The sequence below is a fragment of the Pseudomonas paraeruginosa genome (assembly GCF_003025345.2).
Classification (GTDB): Bacteria; Pseudomonadota; Gammaproteobacteria; order Pseudomonadales; family Pseudomonadaceae; genus Pseudomonas; species Pseudomonas paraeruginosa.
Map to the genome: position 1 here is coordinate 3,215,866 of NZ_CP020560.1, position 21,123 is coordinate 3,236,988.

Below are 21,123 nucleotides of genomic sequence, written 5' to 3' on the forward strand. Positions count from 1 at the left end.
GCGTTGCATGTTCACGACGTCGCCAGCAGCGCGTCGCGTTTCCGGTAGCCGGCGAAGGCCGCCGCCAGCAGCGCGTCCTGGCTCCAGGCGTCGCGCGCGAAGATGTCGACCAGGCGCCCCGCCGAGAGCACGCCGATGCGGTCGCAGATCAGCATCAGCTCGCGCAGGTCGCTGGACACCACCACCAGCGCCTTGCCCTGGCGGGTCAGCTCGGCGAGCAGCGCATAGATGTCGAACTTGGCGCCGATGTCGATGCCACGGGTCGGCTCGTCGAACAGCAGCACCTGGCAGTCGCGTTCCAGCCAGCGGCCAATGACCACCTTCTGCTGGTTGCCGCCGGACAGCTCGCCGACCGCCTGCCCGATGTCCGCGCAGCGCACCCGCAGTGCCTCGACCTGGCGCCGCGCCAGGGCCTCCTCGCGGCGCCGGTCGATTATCCCGTGACGGGCCAGCGCCGGCAGGTTGCCCAGGGCCAGGTTGGCGCTGATCGACTGGCTCAGCAGCAGGCCCTCGCCCTTGCGGTCCTCGGTGATCAGCGCCACCCCCTGGCGCACCGAGTCGGCCGGCGAACGCAGGCTCAGGCGCTGCGGCGGGTCGCCGAGCAGGACCTGACCACCGTCGGCGCGGTCGGCGCCATAGATCAGGCGCAACAATTCGGTGCGTCCGGAGCCGATCAGGCCGGAGAGACCGAAGATCTCCCCCGCCCGGACCTCGAACGATACCTCGTGCACCTTGCCGCGCCGGCTCAGCTTCTCCACCCGCAACAGCGGCGCGCCCAGGCGCCGCGGACCGAGGTCGAGGCGTTCGCCCAGCTCGCGGCCGACCATCAGGGTCACCAGCTGATCGGCGTCATGGCGCGCGATCGGCTCGACGCAGACCAGCCGGCCATCGCGCAGCACGGCGATGCGTTGCGCAATCCGCGCCAGTTCTTCCAGGCGATGGGAGATGTAGACGATCGCCACGCCGCGCCGGCGCAGGCGCTCGACCTGCTCGAAGAGCATCTCCACCTCGCGCGCGGTGAGCATCGCCGTGGGTTCGTCGAGGATCAGCAGGCGGCAGTCGCCGATCAGGTTGCGGGCGATCTCGACCATCTGCTGGTGGCCGATGCCGAGGTCGCCGACCAGGGTGTCGGGGTCGATCGCTTCCAGGCCGACCTGGGCCATCGCCTCGCCGGCCGCCTGGCGCAGGCGCCGGCGGTCGATCCAGCCGGCGCGTCGCGGCAGGTCGTGGAGGAACAGGTTCTCCGCCACCGACAGGGTCGGCAACAGGTTCAGTTCCTGCATCACCATGCGCACGCCGAGCGCCTCGGCCTCGCGGCGGCTGCCCGGGGCGTAGGGCCGGCCAAGGAGCTCCAGGCTGCCGGAGCCGGGACGCTCCAGGCCGCCGATGATCTTCGACAGGGTGCTCTTGCCGGCGCCGTTCTCGCCGGTCAGGGCCAGCACCTCGCCGCCGAACAGTTGCAGGTCGATCTCCGCCAGCACCGGCTGCGCGTAGGTCTTGCCGACCCCGCGGATGCTCAGCAGCGGCAATGCGTCGCTAGACATGGAAAGACTCCCTCGGGACCGTCAGGGCGCGGTCACCAACTCCACAGGCGTCTCGACCACGCCGTCTCTCTGGTGTTCCGGGGTTTGCCCGGCGAGCAGCTGGAGCGCGGTCTGGATGCCGAACACCGCCTGCTTCGCGGCGAACTGGTCAGCGCTGGCCAGCACCCGGCCATCCTTGAGCATCGGCTTGATCGCCTGGATATTGTCGTAGCCGACCACCTTCACCTGTCCGGCGCGGCCCGCCGCGCGCACCGCCGATACCGCGCCGAGGGCCATGCTGTCGTTGCCGGCGAGCAGCGCCTTGAGCTGCGGATATTCGTTGAGCATCGCCGAGGCCACCGCGTTGCCCTTCTCGATCTCCCAGTTTCCCGATTGCAGGGAGACGATCTTCATCCCCGCCGCGTCCATGGCGTCCTTGAAGCCGGCGGTGCGCTGCTGGGCGTTGGTGGTGGTGGACACGCCTTCGATGATGCCGACCTGGTCGCCGGCCTGCAGCTGCTTCGCCAGGTACTCGCCGACCAGCCGAGCGCCCTTGCGATTGTCCGGTCCGACGAAGGGCACGTTGAGTTTCTTCGCCTGCAGTACCTGCGGGTCGAAGCGGTTGTCGATGTTGACCACCACGATGCCGGCCTCCAGCGCCTTCTTCACCACCGGCACCAGCGCCCTGGAATCGGCCGGCGCGATCACCAGCGCATCGACGCCGGAGACGATCATCTGCTCGACGATACGGATCTGGCTGGAGGTGTCGGTTTCGTCCTTGATGCCGTTGGAGACCAGTTCGAACTGGTCGGCATGCTCCTTCTGGTAAGCCTTGGCGCCGTCCTCCATGGTCAGGAAGAACTCGTTCGCCAGCGACTTCATCACCAGCGCGATCCTGGGCTTTTCGGGAGATTCCGCGTGGACGGCGGACAGGGGCAGGAACGAGGAACAGGCAGTCAGGACAACGGCGGCCAACAGGCGCCGGGAAGCGACCCGCTTCATGGTGTATCCTCCAGCTTTTCTTATCGTTTTATTGAGGCTTTCGTGCAGGCGCAAACGTTTGCGTTAGATGAATATGCTTCGATCTGACAGATTCTGTCAATTGCCACGAGCAACTGTCGCGAACCGGTCGGGATCGGTTGGATTCTAGATCGCTACCGGTAGCGAACGCAGGTTATTTTGCACGGACTCCCGCGCCGCTCCCCGCGCGAGTGAATCTTCGTTTATATCGCCGATGCCGAAATCGTCTTGTCAGTCGTAGCCGCGGCGCTTGACTTCCAGGCGCCGGACGAATTCCTCGAGCACCAGCTTGTAGAGGTCGTCGCCGAGGTAGACATCCTCCACTCCGCAATCGATGTTCGGGTTGTCGTTCACCTCGATCACCACCACCTTGTCGCCGGCCTGCTTCAGGTCCACCCCGTAGAGACCGTCGCCGATCAGGTTGGCGGTCTTCACCGCCAGCTCCACCACCTTGCGCGGCGCCTCGTGCACGGCCATGGTCCGGAAGTCGCCGCTGACCTCCTCGGCGTCCGGGCTGTGGTCGTAGATCTGCCAGTGGCCCTTGGACATGAAGTACTGGCAGGCGAAGATCGGCTTGCGGTTGAGCACGCCGATGCGCCAGTCGTACTCGGTATAGAAGAACTCCTGGGCGAGGATCAGCACCGAGCGCTCGAACAGCTCGGCGCTGGCCGCCAGCAGCTGCGCCTGGTCCTCCACCTTGATCACCCCGCGCGAGAAGCTGCCGTCGGGGATCTTCAGCACCAGCGGAAAGCCCAGGCGCTCGCCGACCTTCTCCAGTTCCTGCGGGTTCTCCTTGTAGAGAATCTCGGTGGCCGGCATGCCCAGCTTGTGGCGGCGCAGCAGGTCGGCCAGGTACACCTTGTTGGTGCAGCGCAGGATCGACACCGGGTCGTCCATCACCACCAGCCCTTCGCTCTCGGCCTTCTTGGCGAAACGGTAGGTGTGGTCGGCGACATTGGTGGTCTCGCGGATGAACAGCGCGTCGTACTCGGCGATCCGCGAATAGTCCTTGCGCTCGATCAGGTCGACGTCGATGCCCAGGCCGCGGCCGACCCGCACGAAGTTCTTCAGCGCCTTGGCGTCGGAGGGCGGGAACGCCTCGCCGGGGTCGTGGAGGATCGCCAGGTCGTAGCGGAACGGCTTGCGCGAACGCGGCTTGCGCCAGATCTGCCGGCTGAAGCTGTCCAGGGCGTTGGCGAAGAGGTCTTCCTGGTCCTCGCGCAGCTTGTGGATGGCGCCGGGCTTGATGCCCTCGATGTGCCAGCCGCGGTTGCGCTTGAACTCCACCAGCAGCAACGGGCAGGGAAACGCCTCGAACAGCTGGCGCGCCAGGTCCTGCAGCGGCTCGATGTCGGTGCGGCCGAAGTACAGGGTCAGGGTGAAACCATCGGTGCTGCCGTAGGGGTGCGCGGCCAGGGCCTTGTCCAGGGTGCGGTCGAGGTCTTCCAGGACCAGGCTGTACAGCGATTTCCTGGCCAGCTCGCTGATCGTCCGCACCGAGGGGATCACCTTGTGCCCGCGCGCCTCGGCGAGCAGCGAGCAGTAGTAGCCGTGGCGCAGGTACTTGTAGTGCCGGCACAGGTTGATCACCTGTACCCGCTTGCCGGTGTCGTCGTCGATGGGCAGTTCCAGGTATTCCTGGGCGGTGACCACATCCTCGCTGGGGTAATAGGACGTCCAGTCTTCCTTGCGTTCCACGATGATGAACAGCTTGCTCACGACACCTCCCGGGGTGACAGCGAAACCACGGCGCATTCGGAACCGGCTTGCCGGCGCGCGCATCCCGGCCAATACTCGGCGGGAATCCCTTGCGAAACCGCTCTATGGCGCCCGCCAGCAAACCGAAACGTACAGCACCCATTACAGCACGCCCGCGCGGAAGTTCCCGCCCGCGGCCGTGGAGAGCGCTATGAACCTGACCCTCCGCCCGGCCGGCGTGGACGACCTGTCCGCCCTGGTCGAGCTGGAAAACCGCTGCTTCGACTACGATCGCCTGTCCCGCCGCAACTTCCAGTGGATGCTCACCCGCGCCCACGCCAGCCTGACGGTCGCCGAGGGCGACGGCGGCGTGCTCGGCTACGCCCTGGTGCTGTTCCACGAAGGCACCTCGCTGGCCCGCCTCTACTCCATCGCCATCGACCCGCGCGCCCGCGGCATCGGCCTCGGCCAGAAGCTGCTGGAAGCCGCCGAGCAGGCCGCGCGGGACAACGACCGCGCCTACATGCGCCTGGAAGTGCGCCCGGACAACCGTGGCGCCATCGCCCTCTACGAGCGCAACGGCTACCGTCCCTTCGCCACCGTGCGCGACTACTACGAGGACCACAGCGAAGCGCTGCGCTTCGAGAAACGCATCCGCAACCCCGGCCACGACCAGCGCCGCCACGTGCCCTTCTACCGGCAGACCACCGATTTCACCTGCGGCCCGGCCTGCCTGCTGATGGCCATGGGCGCGCTGCAACCGGAGCGCCAGTTGACCCGCCGCGAGGAACTGCGCCTGTGGCGCGAGGCGACCACCATCTACATGACCGCCGGCCACGGCGGCTGTAGCCCCCAGGGCCTGGCGCTGGCTGCCTGGCGGCGCGGTTTCCGGGTCAAGCTGGTGCTCTCCGCCAGCGGCCCGCTGTTCCTCGACGGCGTACGCAACGAAGACAAGAAGGCGGTGATGCGCCTGGTCCACGAGGACTTCTGCGAGGAACTCGACGCCTCGGGCGTCGAGCAGAAGCGCTCGGCCCGGCTCGACATCCCGCGCCAGCTAGCCAGGGGCGGCCAGCCGCTGGTGCTGATCAGCAGCTACCGCCTGACCCGCTCCAAGGCCCCGCACTGGGTGCTGGTCACCCACTACGACGAGGACTTCGTCTACCTCCACGACCCCGACGTCGACCACAGCCAGCACCGCCAGCCGCTGGACTGCCAGCACATCCCGGTGAGCCACGCCGAGTTCGACAAGATGAGCCGCTTCGGCCGCAGTAAGCTGCGCGCGGCGGTGATCCTGTTCAACGCGAAATGAAGCAGGCCCTCGCCAATAGCGAGGGCCTGCTTGCAGAACGCCAACAAAGATTGCCCGCGACCCGAACGCTTTCGATCAGGGCCGGACATATTGACTCCGAGCGCCAGCGTCACTTACCTCATGAATGGATTACCCACAGGCTTGCCCTTTTCGCTACAGACGGCATCGGAAACCGATCTACCAAAGAAGCTTATCATCCCTTCCACATAGCAATTATATTGGCGACCGTCCTTCGTCTTCACCGTATAACTGCTCTTTATGCCAGAGTCCACGCGATTGGAAATCACAAACTCGTCCTGCTCCAGGCCGAGCGCAAATGCCGTACTCTGCTTCAGCTGCGCATCCGTAACGGACATGGAGGCGCATGCAGACAGAGAAAGAGCCACAATTACGCCAGATACAAGTCGTCCATACCCCATGATTCTTCCCTTTGTCCTTTGTTTGACATGAAAACCAGAAAAGAATAATGGTGAAATTTAATAGAAGACAATTACTCTTGCGCAGCTTCAGAAAACTCCCACACCACTACTGGAAAGCGACACATCGAGACTTCATCAACAACTACAGAAATAGATTAGAAGGATGAAACTCAGTCGGTATGTGCCTGTTTGATGAAAGATTTCTCGGGTGAATCAGCCTCCTCGCCACCGTGATGAATACGCCCCATCAATTCCATCGATAGTGGCTAGTGAGACTATCCATTTTTCATTCGCCAGCGCCGATGTTTACATGGTCGCCAGATCCCCGAATAACCAGAACGGAACTGGAGACGACACCATGAGCTACTCCGCCAAATCCTTCTCGGCCCTGATCAACGCCATGCGCGCCGACGGCATCACCCGCCTGGAACAACTGGCCCGCCAGCCGTTCCGCAACGCCCAAGGCTTCTGGAGCGCGGAGGCGAAGAAATGAAAGCCCTGCTCGACCGCCGCACCGACCCCACCTGGATGCTCTACGCCGCGATCATCGCCTGGCTGGCCTTTTCCGGTCTCTGACCGGCGGGCCGCCGGCGGCCTCCCTCCTGCCCTTCCCGTTCCACGCCGTTCTCCAGCGAAACGCCAATCATTCGTCGGCAACCTGCCTGGTTGGGCGATGCAAAAACGTTTCACCTGTTCGCCGTCAAGAAAACCTTGTCAAAAAAGCTGATAGCAGCTTGCCAATATGCCGACGCCTTGGCATAACGATGCGCAAAAAAGGCCTACAAGGACGTTCCCGATGCGCACCGTGAAGAAGGCTCTGCTGGTTGTCGGCGTGATCGTACTGGCGGCGCTCGGCGTACTGCTCTACTACGTCGCCAACCCCAACCTGCCGCGCTACCAGGCGCCGAGCGAAGTACGCTACCTGCCGCAGTGGCAGGACGACGCCCGCCAGCGCTTCTACTACACACCCCAGGGCACCCTGGTGAAAGGTCTGCACTACGACTGGTTCACCGCCCTCGAACTGCCCCTCTCCGAAGACCCCTTCGCCGCCCCCGAATACCTCGCCCGCTTCGGCTTCCTCGTCGACCCGCGGCAGAAACCCAGCGAGCTCAACCCCGGCAACCTGCCGGTGGGCTTCAGCCAGCACCGCGACGAGCAGACCGGCACCCGCTACCTGGACATCACCTGCGCCGCCTGCCACACCGGCGAGCTGCGCTACCAGGGCAAGGCGCTGCGCATCGACGGCGGCGCCGCCATGCACTCCATCGCCGCCACCGTGCCGACGCTGCGCGGCGGGGCCTTCGGCCAGGCGCTCGGCGCGAGCATGGCCGCCACCTACTACAACCCGTTCAAGTTCAACCGCTTCGCCAGGAAGGTCCTCGGCGAGCGCTACGAACAGGACAAGGCGCAACTGCGCGCCGACTTCAAGGCGGTGCTCGACACCCTCCTGCGCACCGCCTGGAACGACACCCGCCGCCACCTCTACCCCACCGAGGAAGGCCCCGGCCGCACCGACGCCTTCGGGCGCATCGCCAACAGCGTCTTCGGCGATGCCATCGACCCGGGCAACTACCGCGTCGCCAACGCCCCGGTGAGCTATCCGCAGGTGTGGGACATCTGGAAGTTCGATTGGGTGCAATGGAACGGCTCGGCCATGCAGCCGATGGCGCGCAACATCGGCGAGGCCCTCGGCGTCGGCGCGCGCCTGCGGATTTTCGACGAGCATGGCCAGCCGTTGCAGGGCGAGCAGCGCTACGCCTCCAGCGTGCGCCTGCACGACCTGCACGCCCTGGAAGAAACCCTGCAACAGCTGAAACCGCCGACCTGGCCGGAAGACCTGTTCGGCCGCATCGACCTGCAACGTGCCTCCCAGGGTCGCGCCCTGTTCGAAGCCAACTGCGCCTTCTGCCATGCGCCCAAGGTGCAACCGGCGGAATACGCCGCCCCCGGACGCAATCCCGAGTGGCGCATGCACATGGTGCCCACCGAGGTGATCGGCACCGACCCGACCACCGCCGACAACATCGCCGACCACCGCTACGACCTGCGCAAGCTCGGCTGGAGCGTCGACGAACTGGCGCGGATGAACGTCCAGCTGATCGGCGCCGATCCGCAGCAACTCGACCTCTCGCAACTGTCCTCGGCCAAGGGCCTGGCCTACATCACCGCCTTCGTCGAGCAGCGCGCCTATCGGGATGCCGGCATTCCGCCGGAACAGCAGAAGACCATGAACGGCTTCGACCTGCCGATCGGCGTGCAGGAACTGCGCGCCTACAAGGCCCGTCCGCTGGACGGAGCCTGGGCGACTCCGCCGTTCCTGCACAACGGCTCGGTGCCGAACCTGTTCCAGTTGCTCTCCCCGGCCGCCGAACGCTCGCCGCAGTTCTACGTCGGTACCTTCGAATTCGATCCGAAATTCGTCGGCTTCCGCACCGAGAAATTCCCTGGCGGCTTCCTCCTCGACACCCGCATTACCGGCAACCGCAACAGCGGCCACGAATTCCGCGACGGCTGCCGGCAGAACGGTGTGATCGGCCGCGCCCTCAGCCCGGAAGAACGCTGGGCGCTGGTGGAATACCTGAAAGTGCTCGGCAACCCCGAATTCGAACGCCGCCTGGTCCCGGCCCAGACCCCACCCTGGACGCCCGGCCCGAAATGCCCGGCGCCGGAGCAACGGACCGCGCAACGCTGAACCAGGAAGTGGAGCAACGCACGCCGCCCCTCTCCGCTCCGAACCAGCCCACGCCCTCCGGGACCTGGGCTGGGGAGAGGCAATCGGGCAGCGCTTCCCACCCCAAAAGAATGAAAGCCCCCAGCCAACGCACACCACCAAGGACACCCACTCCATGCGCGCACTCCTCACCCACGCCTGGCTGTTCCTCGGCAAATGGCTCGGCCGCCTGCTGCTCCTGCTGCTGGCCGTCGGCCTCGGCGGCTGGGCCATCGGCAGCCTCTACTACGCCTGGAAATTCTCCGGCCCGGTGTCCGCGGAAGAGCAGATCGCCCCGGACGAAGCCCGCATCACCCAGGCGATCATCCAGGACGCCATCCGCGTGGTCGAACAGCACCGCGACAACACCCGCGTCCTGCGCGATGCCCACGCCAAGGCCCACGGCTGCGTGAAGGCCGAATTCAAGGTACGCGCCGACCTCGACCCAACCCTGCGTCGCGGCGTGTTCGCCGAAGCGGGCAAGACCTGGAACGCCTGGGTACGCTTCTCCAACGGCAACGCCTACCCGCAGTTCGACAGCAAGAACGACGCACGCGGCATGGCCATCAAGCTGCTCGACGTGCCCGGCGAGAAACTCCTGCCCGGCCGTGGCCACGACAGCGAGCAGGACTTCGTCATGTTCAACCAGCCGGTGTTCTTCATCCGCGACATCGCCGAATACCGGCAGAACTTCGCCGCCCAGGCCGACGGCAAGAAAGCCCTGGCCTTCTTCCCCAACTGGAACCCCACCAGTTGGGAACTGCGCCACCTGCTGATCGCCCTGCGCACCCTCGCCCCCGCCCCGGACAGCCCGCTGCACGCCGGCTACAACGGCATCTCGCCGTACAAGCTGGGCGAACACAACATCAAGTTCCGCGTCGTCCCCGCCCCGGAGAAGTGCCCGGCCTACCAGCTACCGAAGCAGAACCAGGACCTGCCCAACTTCCTCCGCGCCGCCCTGTACCAGCAACTCTCCATCGACCGCGCCCCCGCCTGCTACGCCTTCCAGGTGCAGCGCCAGGATCCGGGCAAGTACATGCCCATCGAAGACACCAGCGTCGAATGGAAGGAGTCGGACGCGCCCTTCGCTACCATAGCTGACATCATTGTGCCAGCTCAGGATTTCGATAGCCGTGAACAGAACCTGTTCTGTGACAACCTCTCGTTCAACCCCTGGCACGCGCTGCCGGAGCATCGGCCGATCGGTGGGATCAACCGGTTGCGGAAGGCGGTTTACGAGGCGGTCAGTGGGTATAGGTTGGGGAGGAATGGATGAGGGGTTGGGTGGTGGAAGGTAGCTGCGTATGGCGTCTCTCATTGGTATTGATTTCGCCAATTTGGACTGGCAGAAAACGGCCAGAAGCGGCCGGTCAGTAGCAAATAAATTTGCCCCTTTCGGTCCGCATTATTGGGACGCCAATCCCAGGCTGCTGAATTTGCAAAGGCGACCCCAAGGTAGACTTTGGTTGGGATAGGAGGCTGTCAACGCCTCAAGCGATGTGCCATCATGAATCGAATCTCTGCCAAAACTAAGGAATGAAAATGGCAAAAGCACCTATTAAAAAACATACGTCTAAACAGGTGAAAGGGCGAGAGCGTACATATCGTGTATCTGCAATAAATATCGTACTTCATCCTCATAGCCCAGAGAAATATGCTGAACTCTGGCGTGAGATATTCTCCAGCGATGACCCTGTGAAGGTTCGAGGTACATCTGCTGTCATGATTGGTTCATGCTCGGCAGTCAACGATGGAAATGATAAAGAAGGAGTTACAGGTGTAGTATATAAATTCTTTAAGCTCGACGCTGCCGAACCTTGGTTCGATACGCAGAAGAGAACTGCTGCAGATAAAGGAGAGCTTAGTAAGATATCTATTCCGGATCATCTTAAACCGCATCTGCAAGAGTTTTCTTACGTGTTCTATCCCAAAGGGCACCGCTTGTATTTTGTTTCCTCGCGTAGCGGGGCGCAATTGTCTCCAAAGTTTTTGCTGTCATATTTGGAGCGTGTCGTTGAGCGCGCAGAGTTTAGCCGGTTTGGCGAGATTAAGCTAACGGTGGTGCCAAGTGAAGAGTCTATTAGCCAAATACTTTCTCTCAGTAGGCTAAAGAGTCTTTATTTAGACATCCATAAACCTAATCCAGACGACCAGAAAAGTGCTGAGGCACTGATGCAGGCAAGACTGAAGAAACAAAATATTAAAAGATCTGAGATTACTCTTACCGAAGCATCAAGCAGTGGGATTAAGCCTGACGATGAAACGAAAATTCTTATTAAGATAGCCGCCAACAATGGCGAGGTGCGTGCTCGTGGACAGAACTCGAACGGTGAGGTCGTCACTCTATCTACAGAGAAGCATCCTCTACAAGAAGTTGTGAGTTATGATTCCAATATCCAGTCGGAACGCAGTAGTTTGCAAAATTTCGCGGCAAGTTTGCATGCCAGATTTTTTGGTGGTCGATGAGCCTCTGGACTGAGGTAAAAGGCTCATGGTCCTCGGTTTTTGAGGTCTGGGGAAGCTATTGGAAATTGTATGGTGGGTGGAGGGCTCTTCTTGTTTCTCCATACTTTCACGTTGCTATTTTTTGTACAGCCATTTGCTACAGATTTTGGTCTAGACCTGAGTGGTGGGATACAGTTATATCTGTTGCCCCGACTTTTCTAGGATTTACCCTTGCGGGTCTAGCAATTTTCTTTAGCGTTAGCGATGAAGGGTTCAAAAGGATTATCGCCTATAAAGACTCTGATAGCCCTAGCTCTCCATTCTTGGATATCGTAGTCGCCTTTGTTAATTTTGTTGTGTGGCAAGGCGCTGCATTTCTAATGGCTCTAATAGCCAAGTCTCTCTTCTTTATTTGGGCGACCGCTCCAAGATTTTATTTGGAGCTTCTTCCTTTTCTCAATGTGCTGGGGTGGGGATTTGGCTTTCTAATATTTGCCTATTCATCACTGCTTTTGCTCGCCGCAACGTTCTCCATTTTTCGCGTTGCTAGATGGTATGAAACACATGTGACGACATCTGTTGATGATGAAGACAAGTAGTTTGGAGGCTGATCCTGCTGGCAGTAGGGCGCAAGCGCCGAGCTTGACCGCATGCAGATGTACAAGGGCAGGCTGCGAGAGCGGGCAGGAAAAATGGTGGAGGAGATGGACTGCCCCGGCTGGCATCCGCCCGTAGAGGATTGGTCACGCTGAGGAAGAACTGCGCTTCTGATCCTTATGGGGGCATGCCGTTGTTACGGTATAGCCTCATAATGACCGCAGCCTCCGCATTACACATACGTTCTGTCGCCCGCTTGCCGTTTGGTAAATAGATAGTTCACACCTTATTTGGCAGCGACTAATGTCACGCTTGCTGCATCCGCGATCAATATTTCCTTGGGGCCTTTAGTTGCTATATTCGCAGCCCGAAGGAAACCTCCTACAAATACTGGACCGGCGGCCCTAAGCTATTGCCTCTCTAATGGGTGTTAGAGCCCCAAGATAAAGCTCGAAGTTTATTGGATTGATGGTGGGTGGTTGTAAGCTCGTTTGACAATGCTATTCGCTCTATTCAGACCGGCCTAAATGATTATTGGCGCGATGACCGCCTTGTCTCTAGCGTTAGAAATTTGTATGCGGGAATCTTGCTACTCTTCAAGCATAAATTATTCATCTTGAGCACACCCGGATCAAATGCAGCATTGATCAAGCAAAATGTAACATCTGTTCTTAATGAGAGTGGCGTGCTCATATGGAAGGGTGTTGGAAGTAAAACTATTGATGTGGCCGAAATAAAGAGCCGATTCCAGTCGCTTTGGACACTGAGAAAATCCCCCGGCAGTGGATTGCCATCGCTTGCTGCGTTTTTACACGGTCTGGGCCGTATACAGCCCTTCCCTCCCTAAGCCATAGCCCTTTCCCATACCTGAACGGCACACCTTTTGCCACCCGCAGAACCACAACCTCCCCCCCACTGCTAACCGCAATAGCTGCGGCTTGAGTGGTGCGGATTCGGTTTTTGGAATCTGGTGTTGGCGGGTATTGTGCTGCTGGCCCTCGCCCCAACCCTCTTCCGCACGCAGGAGAGGGTTGGGGCGTGCCTTGTGGGTCGAGCGCCTCGCTCGGGCGCAGCCTGGAACGATGTCTACCCTCCCCTAGGCCCGGGTAACTGGAATTCGGCCCCCAGCCCAGGCAACCAGAAGCACCGGAAACGCGCCCTGAATGATTTCAGATTCGCGCCGAAACCTTCGAAAGCCGTTTCCTCGCACCCGAAAGCCGCCGAGGCTGCCCTGCGGCTTTCGCTGCGCAACGGCTAGTCGCCTACTTGCACCGGTCGCTCAGCCTGACTAGCGATGCGCCGTACACCGCGTCGTCTTCGGAGGCGAAGATCGCGTCGCCTTCGACGGTGGCCCCCGGCTTGAGGGTCTCGGTGGTGAGTTCCTCGTCCACGGTATCCAGCCTGAAGGACTGGCCGGCGGCGGACTGCGCCACCAGGCAGCTGTTCTTCAGGCTGATCTCGCTCTTCGCCGCATTCACCAGGCGGACCTTGAAGGCCTGGGTGCGGAAGTGCTTGTCGCCGACGGACACGCTGCCCTTGTCGCCCTGGCGGGCGAAGACCATCACTGCGTCCGGCGCGGCGGCGAAGCCGAGGGAAGGTGCGGCCAGCAGGCCGGCCAGGGTCAGGGCCATTGCGTTCTTCATACTGATTTCCTTTGGCAAAGACTGAACGACCCGGTGATTTTCCGTGGGTCTTTTCGCCGCTATCAAGCGCAGTGCCAAGGAATGCGGGGCGCCTCGTGTTCTGCAAGTCGGAGGGTTTCCAGCGGAACTTTTCCCGCAACCGTGCTTCCAGGCGAAAATCGCTCGCTACGCGGAACGCCGGTCTTCGGCCCCACACGGTCCTCGCGCCCGCCAGGCTGCCCTCGAACGCTTGCAACCACAGGCCGGACGCTCGGCCCAGGCGATGGCCCAATGGGCGCCGGGCAGGTCCGCTTCGGCGTGGCCGCGATGCAACAAGTGCGCCTGGACCGGCATCGCGGTAGCGCTCGGCGAGGGCGCCACCGAGGCTGTCGGCGGCATGCCGTGTTCGACTCCGTTGCGGGGAGCGAGTCCACCCCGGCGACCCGGCGGGGGGCCGCCAAGCCGCTTGCGCAGGCTGCCGGGTTCAGCCAAGCAACTTGTCGACGGTCAGCGGGAAGTCGCGCAGGCGGCGGCCGGTGGCGTGGTATACGGCGTTGGCCACCGCGGCGGCGACGCCGACGATGCCGATTTCGCCGACGCCCTTGGAGCCCAGTTCGTTGACGATAGCGTCGGGCTCGTCGACGAAGATCACCTCGATATCGCCGATATCGGCGTTCACCGGGATGTGGTACTCGGCGAGGTTGTGGTTCATGCAGCGGCCCAGCGCATGGTCGACCTGGGTTTCCTCCTGCAAGGCCATGCCCAGGCCCCAGACCACCCCGCCGAGGATCTGGCTGCGCGCGGTCTTCGGGTTGATCACCCGCCCCGCCGCCACCGCGCTGACCACCCGGCTCACGCGCAGGCTGCCGAGGGCTTCGTCGACGCGCACCTCGACGAACACTGCCGAATGGCTCGCGCTGGCGTAACCTTCGCGCCGCGCCGAGGGTTCAGCTTCCACCTCCACCTGCAACGCGTCGTCCGGCAGCCCTTGCAGCAGGTCGGCCAGGGCGTATCGCGTATCGCCCGCTTCCAGGTGGCCCCGGCATATGCGGAAGCGCTCTTCGGCGGCGCCGGCCAGTTCCGGATGGCGGGCTCTGGCATGGGCGACCAGGGCCTGGCGCAGGCGCAGGCAGGCCAGGCGGACGGCGGAACCGACCGAAGAGACGGTGGACGAACCGCCCTGCAACGGGGCCTTCGGCAACGCACTGTCGCCAAGCTGGAAGCGCACCTCTTCCGGCGCCATGCCGGCGGCGTCGGCGGCGATCTGGGTCATCACCGTGTAGGTGCCGGTGCCGATATCGGTGGTCGCGCTGGCCACCCGCAGCAGGCCGTCCGCCTCCAGCCGCGCCCTGGCGCTGGCCTTGCCCTGCATGGCCTCCCAGACGCCGCCGGCCATGCCCCAGCCGAGCAACCGGCGCCCTTCGCTCATGCTCCGTGGCCGTGGGTCGCGGGCCTGCCAGCCGAAGCGCCGGGCGCCTTCCTCGTAGCAGGCCAGCAGCGCCTTGCTGGAGTACGGCTTGTCCTCGTTGCCGTTGCGCTCGGCGAAGTTGATCCGGCGCAGCGCGATCGGATCCATGCCGAGCCGCACCGCCAGTTCGTCCATCGCGCATTCCAGCCCGATCAGCCCCAGCGCCGCGCCGGGGGCGCGCATGTCCAGCGGGGTATAGACGTCCAGCGGCACCAGGCGGTAGGCCAGGGAAAGGTTCTCGCAGCGGTAGAGCATGCCGCTCCACTCCACCACGTGCTCGGTGAAGTCTTCGAAGCGCGAGGTCTGCGCTGTCGCCTGGTGGCCCAGCGCGAGCAGGCGCCCCTCGGCATCGGCGCCCAGTCGCAGGCGCTGCAGGGTGCGCGGCCGGTAGCCGAAGGTGAACATCTGCTGGCGGGTCAGCACTACCCGCACCGACCGCCGCAGTTGCAGCGCCGCCATCACCGCCAGGGCCAACTGGTATTGCGGGCGCAGGCCGGAGCCGAAGGCGCCGCCGACGTAGGCGGCACAGACCCTTACCTTGTCGCCGGGCAGGCCGAAGACCTTTTGCAGGTAGGCCTGGCTGTTCTGCGTCCCCTGGGTCTTGTCGTGCACCAGCAGGCTGCCGTCGGCCTGGACGATGACCGTGGACGCATGTGGCTCCATGGGATTGTGGTGCTCGCTCGGCGTGCTGTAGCTCGCGTCGATACGAACCGGCGCGGAGTGATAGGCGCGCTGGAAATCGCCGCGCTCGGCGGGCAGTTCGGCGGGAGCCTCATGGGCCTGGTCGAGGGCGGCCAGCAGGTCGGTCTGGTGCGGCTCGGGCTCGATATCGATGCGTAGCAGCGAGCCCGCGTGGCGGGCCAGTTCCAGGCTCCGTGCCAGGACCAGGGCGAGGGGCTGGCCGCTGTACAGGACGCGGTCGTCGAACAGCGGGCGGAAGGGTTCGCCTTCGGCGGCATCGGCGTCCTTGTAGGGCTCGGCGTCGCCCGCCATCGGCGGCCGGTTCAGGTGGTGCAGCACCGCGACCACCCCGGGAACCGCCAGCGCCGCCGCACAGTCGATGCCGCGCACCCGGCCGCGGGCGACGTGGCTGCTGACCACGCTGCCATGGAGCAGATCGGCGGCGGGATATTCGGCGGCGTAGCGGGCCTGGCCGGTGACCTTGGCCGGACCGTCGACGCGATCCAGGGCTTGCCCGGTGCTGTGTGGCAGGCTGCTCATTGGCCGATCCCTCCCGAGTGGGCTTCTTCCAGTGCGCGAACGATGGCGTTGCGCGCCAATCCGATCTTGAAGGCGTTGTGGGCCAGCGGCCTGGCATCACGCAGCAGCGCTTCGGCGAAGCGCGCATAGCTGTCGCGGTTCGCCGGGTGCCCCCTGAAGCGTTGCTCCAGCTCTGCGACACGCCATGGCTTGTGCGCCACCCCGCCGAGCGCCAGACGCAGTTCGCCGATGCGCTCGCCGTCCGGTTCCAGGGCCGCCGCCACCGAGACCAGGGCGAAGGCGTAGGAGGCCCGGTCGCGCACCTTCAGGTAGTGGCAATGGCGGGCGAAGCGCGGCGCCGGCAGCTCGATGGCGGTGACCAGTTCGTCGCCGGCCAGGCAGTTGTCGCGCTCGGGCGTGTCCGCCGGCAGGCGATGGAAGTCGGCGAAAGCGACCCGCCGCTCGCCGGCACGACCGCGCACATGCACCCTCGCCTCCAGCGCCGCCAGCGCCACGCACAGGTCGGATGGATGTACCGCCACGCAGTGTTCGCTGGCGCCGAGAATCGCATGGTTGCGGTTCAGCCCGCTGCGTGCGGGGCAGCCGCTGCCCGGCTCGCGCTTGTTGCATGGCGTGGCGGTGTCGTAGAAATACTGGCAGCGGGTACGCTGCAACAGGTTGCCGCCGGTGCTGGCCATGTTGCGCAATTGCGGCGAGGCGCCGGCGAGGATCGCCTGGACGAGCAAGGGATAATCCGCCTCGACGGCGGGATGCCAGGCCAGTTCGGCGTTGCTGACCAGGGCCCCGACCAGCAGGCCGCCGGTGGGCGTCCGGCGGATGTCGCGCAGCGGCAGGCCGGTGATGTCGATGAGCCGCCGGGGCCTGGCGACGTTTTCCTTCATCAGGTCGAGCAGGTTGGTGCCGCCGGCGATGTAGCGCGACTCCGGACCGGCCAGGCCCAGCGCCTGTTCGATGTCGGCCGGTTTGGCATAGGCGAAGGGCGTCATGTGCGCGGCCCTCCCTGCCCGTCGCGATCGAGCAGCGGTAAGGCGTCTTCCACGGCGTCGAGGATATTGCCGTAGGCGCCGCAGCGGCACAGGTTGCCGCTCATGCCCTCGCGGATCTCGGCCCGCGAGCGCGCCCGCCCCTCGCGCGCCAGGCCAAGGGCCGAACAGATCTGTCCGGGGGTGCAGTAGCCGCACTGGAAGGCATCGTGGCGGATGAACGCCTGTTGCAGGGGATGCAGGCGGTCGCCCTCGGCCAGGCCCTCGATGGTGGTCAGCGCGTCGCCGTCGCACATCACCGCGAGCGTCAGGCAGGCGTTGATCCGGCGACCGTTGCGCAGCACCGTGCAGGCGCCGCATTGGCCGTGGTCGCAGCCCTTCTTGCTGCCCACCAGGTCGAGCCGCTCGCGCAGCAGGTCGAGCAGCGTCAGCCACGGGGGTACTCTCAGCTCTCGGCGCTGGCCATTGATCAGCAGGCTGATCGGCTGGTCCGCCGGCTCCGGATTGGTCATGGTGCTAGCCTCGCGGTCGGTGCATCGGCGCGGCGGATGCCGCTTTTTCAGGTCCGACCGGGGGCCTGGAAGAGACGTTCAAAGTAAATGACGGCCATGGCCATGCGCGCCACGGCGAGCGGCTGCTCGACGCCTGCGCCGCCTAGCGGCCGTCCGGGACCTGCGTCGCCCTCACTTGAACAGGCTCGACACCACCCGCGCGACGTGCTCGGCGCCCTTGCTGATCTCCTGCATGATGCCGGCCACGGTGGCGATCTGGTTGTTGTTCTCCCGGGCGCTGGACTCGATGGTCTGCATGTTCTGGTTGATCTGCTGGGTCAGCTTGACGTTCTCGGTGACCACGTTCTTGATCTCCACCGTGGCGCCGCTGGTGCGCGCCGCCAGTTGCCGGACCTCGTCGGCGACCACCGCGAAGCCGCGCCCCATGTCGCCGGCGCGGGCCGCCTCGATGGCCGCGTTGAGGGCCAGCAGGTTGGTCTGTTCGGCGACGCTCTGGATGGTGGTGACGATGTTCTCGATGTCCTTGGTCTGGTGGGTGAGCTGGGAAATCAGGCCGACAGCGGTATTGACCATCGACAGGGTCTGGGCCGACAGGGCGACGGACTGGTCGAGGGAGTCGATGCCGCGGGTGGAAATCTGCGCGGTCTCTTCCGCGGTGGAGAACGACAGCTCGGCGGCGCGCCGTACTTCCTCGTTGCGATGGACCTGCTCGGTGACGTCGATGGCGAACTTGACGATCTTGAACACCCGCCCCGTGCCATCCTTCACCGGGTTGTAGGTGGCTTCGATATGTACCCGCTCGCCGGCGGCGGTGCGGCGCTCGAAATGCCCGCGGGAGAACTCGCCGTGGCGCAGCCGGGCCCAGAAATCCGGATGCTCGCGGTAGAACTCGTCGAAGCAGAGCATGCGATGGTGCTGGCCCTTGAGCGACTTGAGGCTGTAGCCGAAGAGACGCAGGAAGTTCTCGTTGGCGTCGAGTATCTCGCCGTCCGGGGTGAACTCGATCACCGCCATGGACTGGCGCATGGCGTCGTTGATCGCGTTGAGCAGGAGCAGCTCGGAGTGGTTGCGGGTCACGTCGGCGGCCATCTTCAGCACTTCGATGACCGCTCCCTGGGCATTCTTCACCGGGAAGTAGGTGGCTTCCAGCCAGACCGGCGAGCCGTCGCGCCGCAGTCGCTTGAACACGCCGCGCTGCGGCGTGCCTCCCGCCAGCTCCTTCCAGAAGCGCGCGTAGTCGGCGGAAGCCCGGTAGTCCTCCTCGCAGAAGATCCGGTGGTGCTTGCCGACCAGTTCGTCCGCCGTGTAGCCGACCACCGCGAGGAACAGCGGGTTGGCGGACAGCACCTGGCCCTCGGGAGTGAACCGGATGGTGGCGACGTTCTGCCCGATCGCCTCGAGTCGCCACGCCAGGTCTTCACCTTTGGCGGCGCTTTCCACCGCCCTGCTTTTTCTGCCGAAGAGCATCGCGCACGACTCCTTGATGGCGCCTGCCATCGCGAGGGAGTAGAGAGCCGGAGATAGTCGTCCTACCGCTAAACGCCAGTGTAGATCGGCGTCCGTCAACTTTCCTCGCGGTGCGCGGCACCGTCCGTCTCCCAGGCACGCCGCAGTTCCGCCGGCGTGCCTGGCGGCGGGGTTCACTCCCGGTAGGCGCTCAACCTGCTCCAGGGCGCGGAAGAACGCGCGGCCCGCCGATACGTCCGCCAGCGCAACGCCGACGCGGTAGTCGATCCGCTCCACCGCGATGCCTTCCTTGGTCACCGCGGCGTTGCCCTGGGCGCTGTGGTACATCGGCAGGACCACGTCGCCGGAGTCCACGCGCAGGATCGCCAGCTGGGCGTTCCGCCTGTGCAACTCCAGAACATCGGCGCGGGAGCATCCGCTCGCTTGCGCTTCGGCCGCAAGCGGGCGCGCCGCCTCATGTCGATCCGATGGAACCATCCGCCGAACAGGCGACCACAGCCTTCACAGGGCGTCGGCGCGGCAAGGTACGACGCCGAGAACCGGGCCAACGCGCCGGACGCGGGCGTTGCGTACCGGCCCGCGAAACCGCGAAACCGAGGAGGAGCCCATGAGCGAAGCATCCGCGAGCACCGGCTGCTGCTGGACCGCCAGTGTCCCGCCGGCAAGCTTTCCACGCCTGACCACGAACCATGACTGCGAGGTGGCGGTGATCGGCGCCGGCATCGTCGGTCTCAGCGCCGCCCTCGCTCTGCGCCAGGCCGGCAAGACGGTGACCGTGCTGGAGGCGCTGGAGGTCGGCGAGCAGGTCAGCGGCCGCTCGACGGCGAAGATCAGTGCCCAGCATGGGCTGATCTATCACTACCTGATCGACACCTTCGGTCGCGAACTGGCCCAGGCCTATGCCGACGCCAACCGCGAGGCGCTGGAGACCATCGCCCGCTGGATCGGCGAGTACCGTATCGATTGCGACTACCAGCCGCAGTCGGCCTACGCCTATGCGAACACGCCGGAGGGCCTTGCGGCGCTTCGCCAAGAGGCCGAGGCCGCGCGTTCGCTGGGCTTCGACGCGCGGCTGCTGGAGCGCGCGCCGTTGCCATTCGCCACCAGCGGCGCGCTGGAATTCCCCGGCCAGGCGCAATTCAACCCCGCGCGCTACCTGGTCGGCCTGGCCCGGGCGCTGGAGGCCGGCGGCGGGCAGGTCTACCGGCGGACCCGCGCCACCGGCTTCGAGCACGACCGGCGCTGGCGGATCGCCTTCGACGGCGGCACGCTGGAAGCCGACCGGGTGGTACTGGCCACCCACCTCCCGGTAGAAACCCCGGTGGACTACGCCAGTCCGACGCAACCGCGCTGCCACGTGGCGATGGCCTTTCGCCTCGAGGAGCGGGCGCGGCTGCCGGGCATGTTCATCGGTATCGACCCGCCCACGCATTCGATCCGCAGCGGCCGCGACGCCGAGGGGCCATTGCTGCTGGTGCTCGGCCCGCGCTTCAACACCGGCCAGGACGGCGACGTGGCGCGACGCTTCGTCGAACTGGAGGACTGGGCGCGTCGCCACCTGCCGGTGGCCGAGGCGGCCTGGCGCTGGTGCAACGAGGACTACGACACCCCGGACCGCATGCCCTACGTCGGCGAAGCGGACCCACGCAAGGCGCCGGGCCTCTACGTCGCCACCGGCTTCAACGCCTGGGGCATCAGCACCGGCACCGCCGCCGGGCTGGCCATCGCCGGGGAGATCGTCGACGGCGAACGCCCCTGGGGCACGCTCTTCGCCCCGGACCGGCCGGCCGCGAAGGACTTCAACCAGGGCGGCGACAGCCAGTCGCGGATCGACGATCCGGCGCGCCTGACCCCCGGTTCGGGCGGCGTGATCCGCCGTGGCGAGGAGCACCTGGCGGTGTGGCGCGACGACGACGGGCAACTGCACGCGGTCGATGCGGCCTGCACGCACATGGGTTGCACGGTGACCTGGAACAACGCCGAGCGCACCTGGGACTGCCCCTGCCACGGCTCGATCTTCCGCGCCGACGGCGCGGTGCTGCACGGTCCGGCCCGCCAGCCGCTGCCCAAACGAACCCTCTAGCCCGCGCGCAGGGAGGCGCAGAGGCGAAGCCTCGGCGCTGTCCGGC

General features: G+C 64.7%; 16 protein-coding genes. 8 read left to right on the plus strand and 8 right to left on the minus strand.

Features of this window, described 5'->3' with window-relative positions:
- Nucleotides 1–11: 11 nt before the first annotated feature.
- On the minus strand, nt 12–1,544 hold the full coding sequence (locus tag B7D75_RS15210; protein ID WP_053814060.1) for a sugar ABC transporter ATP-binding protein: 1,533 nt from the start codon (nt 1,542–1,544) through the stop codon (nt 12–14).
- A 21-nt stretch (nt 1,545–1,565) separates the two neighbouring features.
- Entirely contained in the window at nt 1,566–2,498 is a 933-nt protein-coding gene (locus tag B7D75_RS15215) for a sugar ABC transporter substrate-binding protein (protein WP_235560641.1), read from the minus strand.
- On the opposite strand from B7D75_RS15215, the gene B7D75_RS29400 reads away from it, so the two are divergent.
- Nucleotides 2,442–2,612 carry a hypothetical protein gene (locus B7D75_RS29400; RefSeq protein WP_162184771.1) on the plus strand — a complete coding sequence of 57 codons (171 nt, stop codon included), beginning with the start codon at nt 2,442–2,444 and terminating at the stop codon, nt 2,610–2,612. The genes B7D75_RS15215 and B7D75_RS29400 overlap by 57 nt on opposite strands.
- 162 nt (nt 2,613–2,774) lie before the next feature.
- On the opposite strand, the gene B7D75_RS15220 is transcribed toward B7D75_RS29400, so the two are convergent.
- Nucleotides 2,775–4,262, minus strand: a complete 1,488-nt coding sequence (locus B7D75_RS15220; RefSeq protein ID WP_107114183.1) for a RimK family protein — start codon at nt 4,260–4,262, stop codon at nt 2,775–2,777.
- 190 nt (nt 4,263–4,452) lie between these two features.
- On the opposite strand from B7D75_RS15220, the gene B7D75_RS15225 reads away from it, so the two are divergent.
- From B7D75_RS15225 to B7D75_RS29405, 6 genes are all read left to right on the plus strand, one after another.
- Entirely contained in the window at nt 4,453–5,550 is a 1,098-nt protein-coding gene (locus B7D75_RS15225; protein WP_034082993.1) for a GNAT family N-acetyltransferase/peptidase C39 family protein, read from the plus strand.
- 777 nt (nt 5,551–6,327) lie between these two features.
- Nucleotides 6,328–6,462 carry a hypothetical protein gene (locus B7D75_RS29950; RefSeq protein WP_003088290.1) on the plus strand — a complete coding sequence of 45 codons (135 nt, stop codon included), beginning with the start codon at nt 6,328–6,330 and terminating at the stop codon, nt 6,460–6,462.
- A gap of 303 nt (nt 6,463–6,765) precedes the next feature.
- Entirely contained in the window at nt 6,766–8,661 is a 1,896-nt protein-coding gene (locus B7D75_RS15240; protein ID WP_058135042.1) for a di-heme-cytochrome C peroxidase, read from the plus strand.
- Nucleotides 8,662–8,815: 154 nt separating this feature from the next.
- Complete coding sequence (locus B7D75_RS15245) at nt 8,816–9,955, plus strand: catalase family protein (RefSeq protein WP_058135041.1); 1,140 nt, start codon at nt 8,816–8,818, stop codon at nt 9,953–9,955.
- Nucleotides 9,956–10,221: 266 nt separating this feature from the next.
- A complete protein-coding gene (locus tag B7D75_RS15250; RefSeq protein ID WP_071533893.1) occupies nt 10,222–11,145 on the plus strand; it encodes a DUF4747 family protein in 924 nt (307 codons plus the stop codon).
- Nucleotides 11,142–11,723, plus strand: a complete 582-nt coding sequence (locus B7D75_RS29405) for a hypothetical protein (RefSeq protein WP_071533892.1) — start codon at nt 11,142–11,144, stop codon at nt 11,721–11,723. Before B7D75_RS15250 ends, B7D75_RS29405 begins: the two co-directional genes overlap by 4 nt.
- Nucleotides 11,724–12,983: 1,260 nt before the next feature.
- Here B7D75_RS29405 and B7D75_RS15255 read toward each other — a convergent pair.
- The 5 genes from B7D75_RS15255 to B7D75_RS15275 all read right to left on the minus strand — a co-directional run bounded on the left by B7D75_RS15255 (nt 12,984) and on the right by B7D75_RS15275 (nt 18,994).
- Nucleotides 12,984–13,364, minus strand: coding sequence for a DUF4354 family protein (locus tag B7D75_RS15255; RefSeq protein WP_009315589.1), 381 nt, complete (start codon nt 13,362–13,364; stop codon nt 12,984–12,986).
- Nucleotides 13,365–13,827: 463 nt separating this feature from the next.
- Entirely contained in the window at nt 13,828–16,032 is a 2,205-nt protein-coding gene (locus tag B7D75_RS15260; RefSeq protein ID WP_107114184.1) for a xanthine dehydrogenase family protein molybdopterin-binding subunit, read from the minus strand.
- Nucleotides 16,029–17,018, minus strand: a complete 990-nt coding sequence (locus tag B7D75_RS15265) for an FAD binding domain-containing protein (protein WP_053817315.1) — start codon at nt 17,016–17,018, stop codon at nt 16,029–16,031. Before B7D75_RS15265 ends, B7D75_RS15260 begins: the two co-directional genes overlap by 4 nt.
- The gene (locus B7D75_RS15270) at nt 17,015–17,527 is read right to left on the minus strand and encodes a (2Fe-2S)-binding protein (RefSeq protein ID WP_053817316.1); all 513 of its coding nucleotides are present in this window, start codon (nt 17,525–17,527) and stop codon (nt 17,015–17,017) included. The genes B7D75_RS15265 and B7D75_RS15270 overlap by 4 nt, the downstream gene beginning before the upstream one ends.
- 171 nt (nt 17,528–17,698) lie before the next feature.
- Nucleotides 17,699–18,994: a methyl-accepting chemotaxis protein gene (locus tag B7D75_RS15275; protein ID WP_043103990.1), complete on the minus strand. Its 1,296-nt coding sequence runs from the start codon at nt 18,992–18,994 to the stop codon at nt 17,699–17,701.
- A gap of 607 nt (nt 18,995–19,601) precedes the next feature.
- Here B7D75_RS15275 and B7D75_RS15280 point away from each other — a divergent pair.
- Nucleotides 19,602–21,077: an FAD-dependent oxidoreductase gene (locus tag B7D75_RS15280; protein WP_053814066.1), complete on the plus strand. Its 1,476-nt coding sequence runs from the start codon at nt 19,602–19,604 to the stop codon at nt 21,075–21,077.
- The last annotated feature ends 46 nt before the right edge of the window (nt 21,078–21,123 follow it).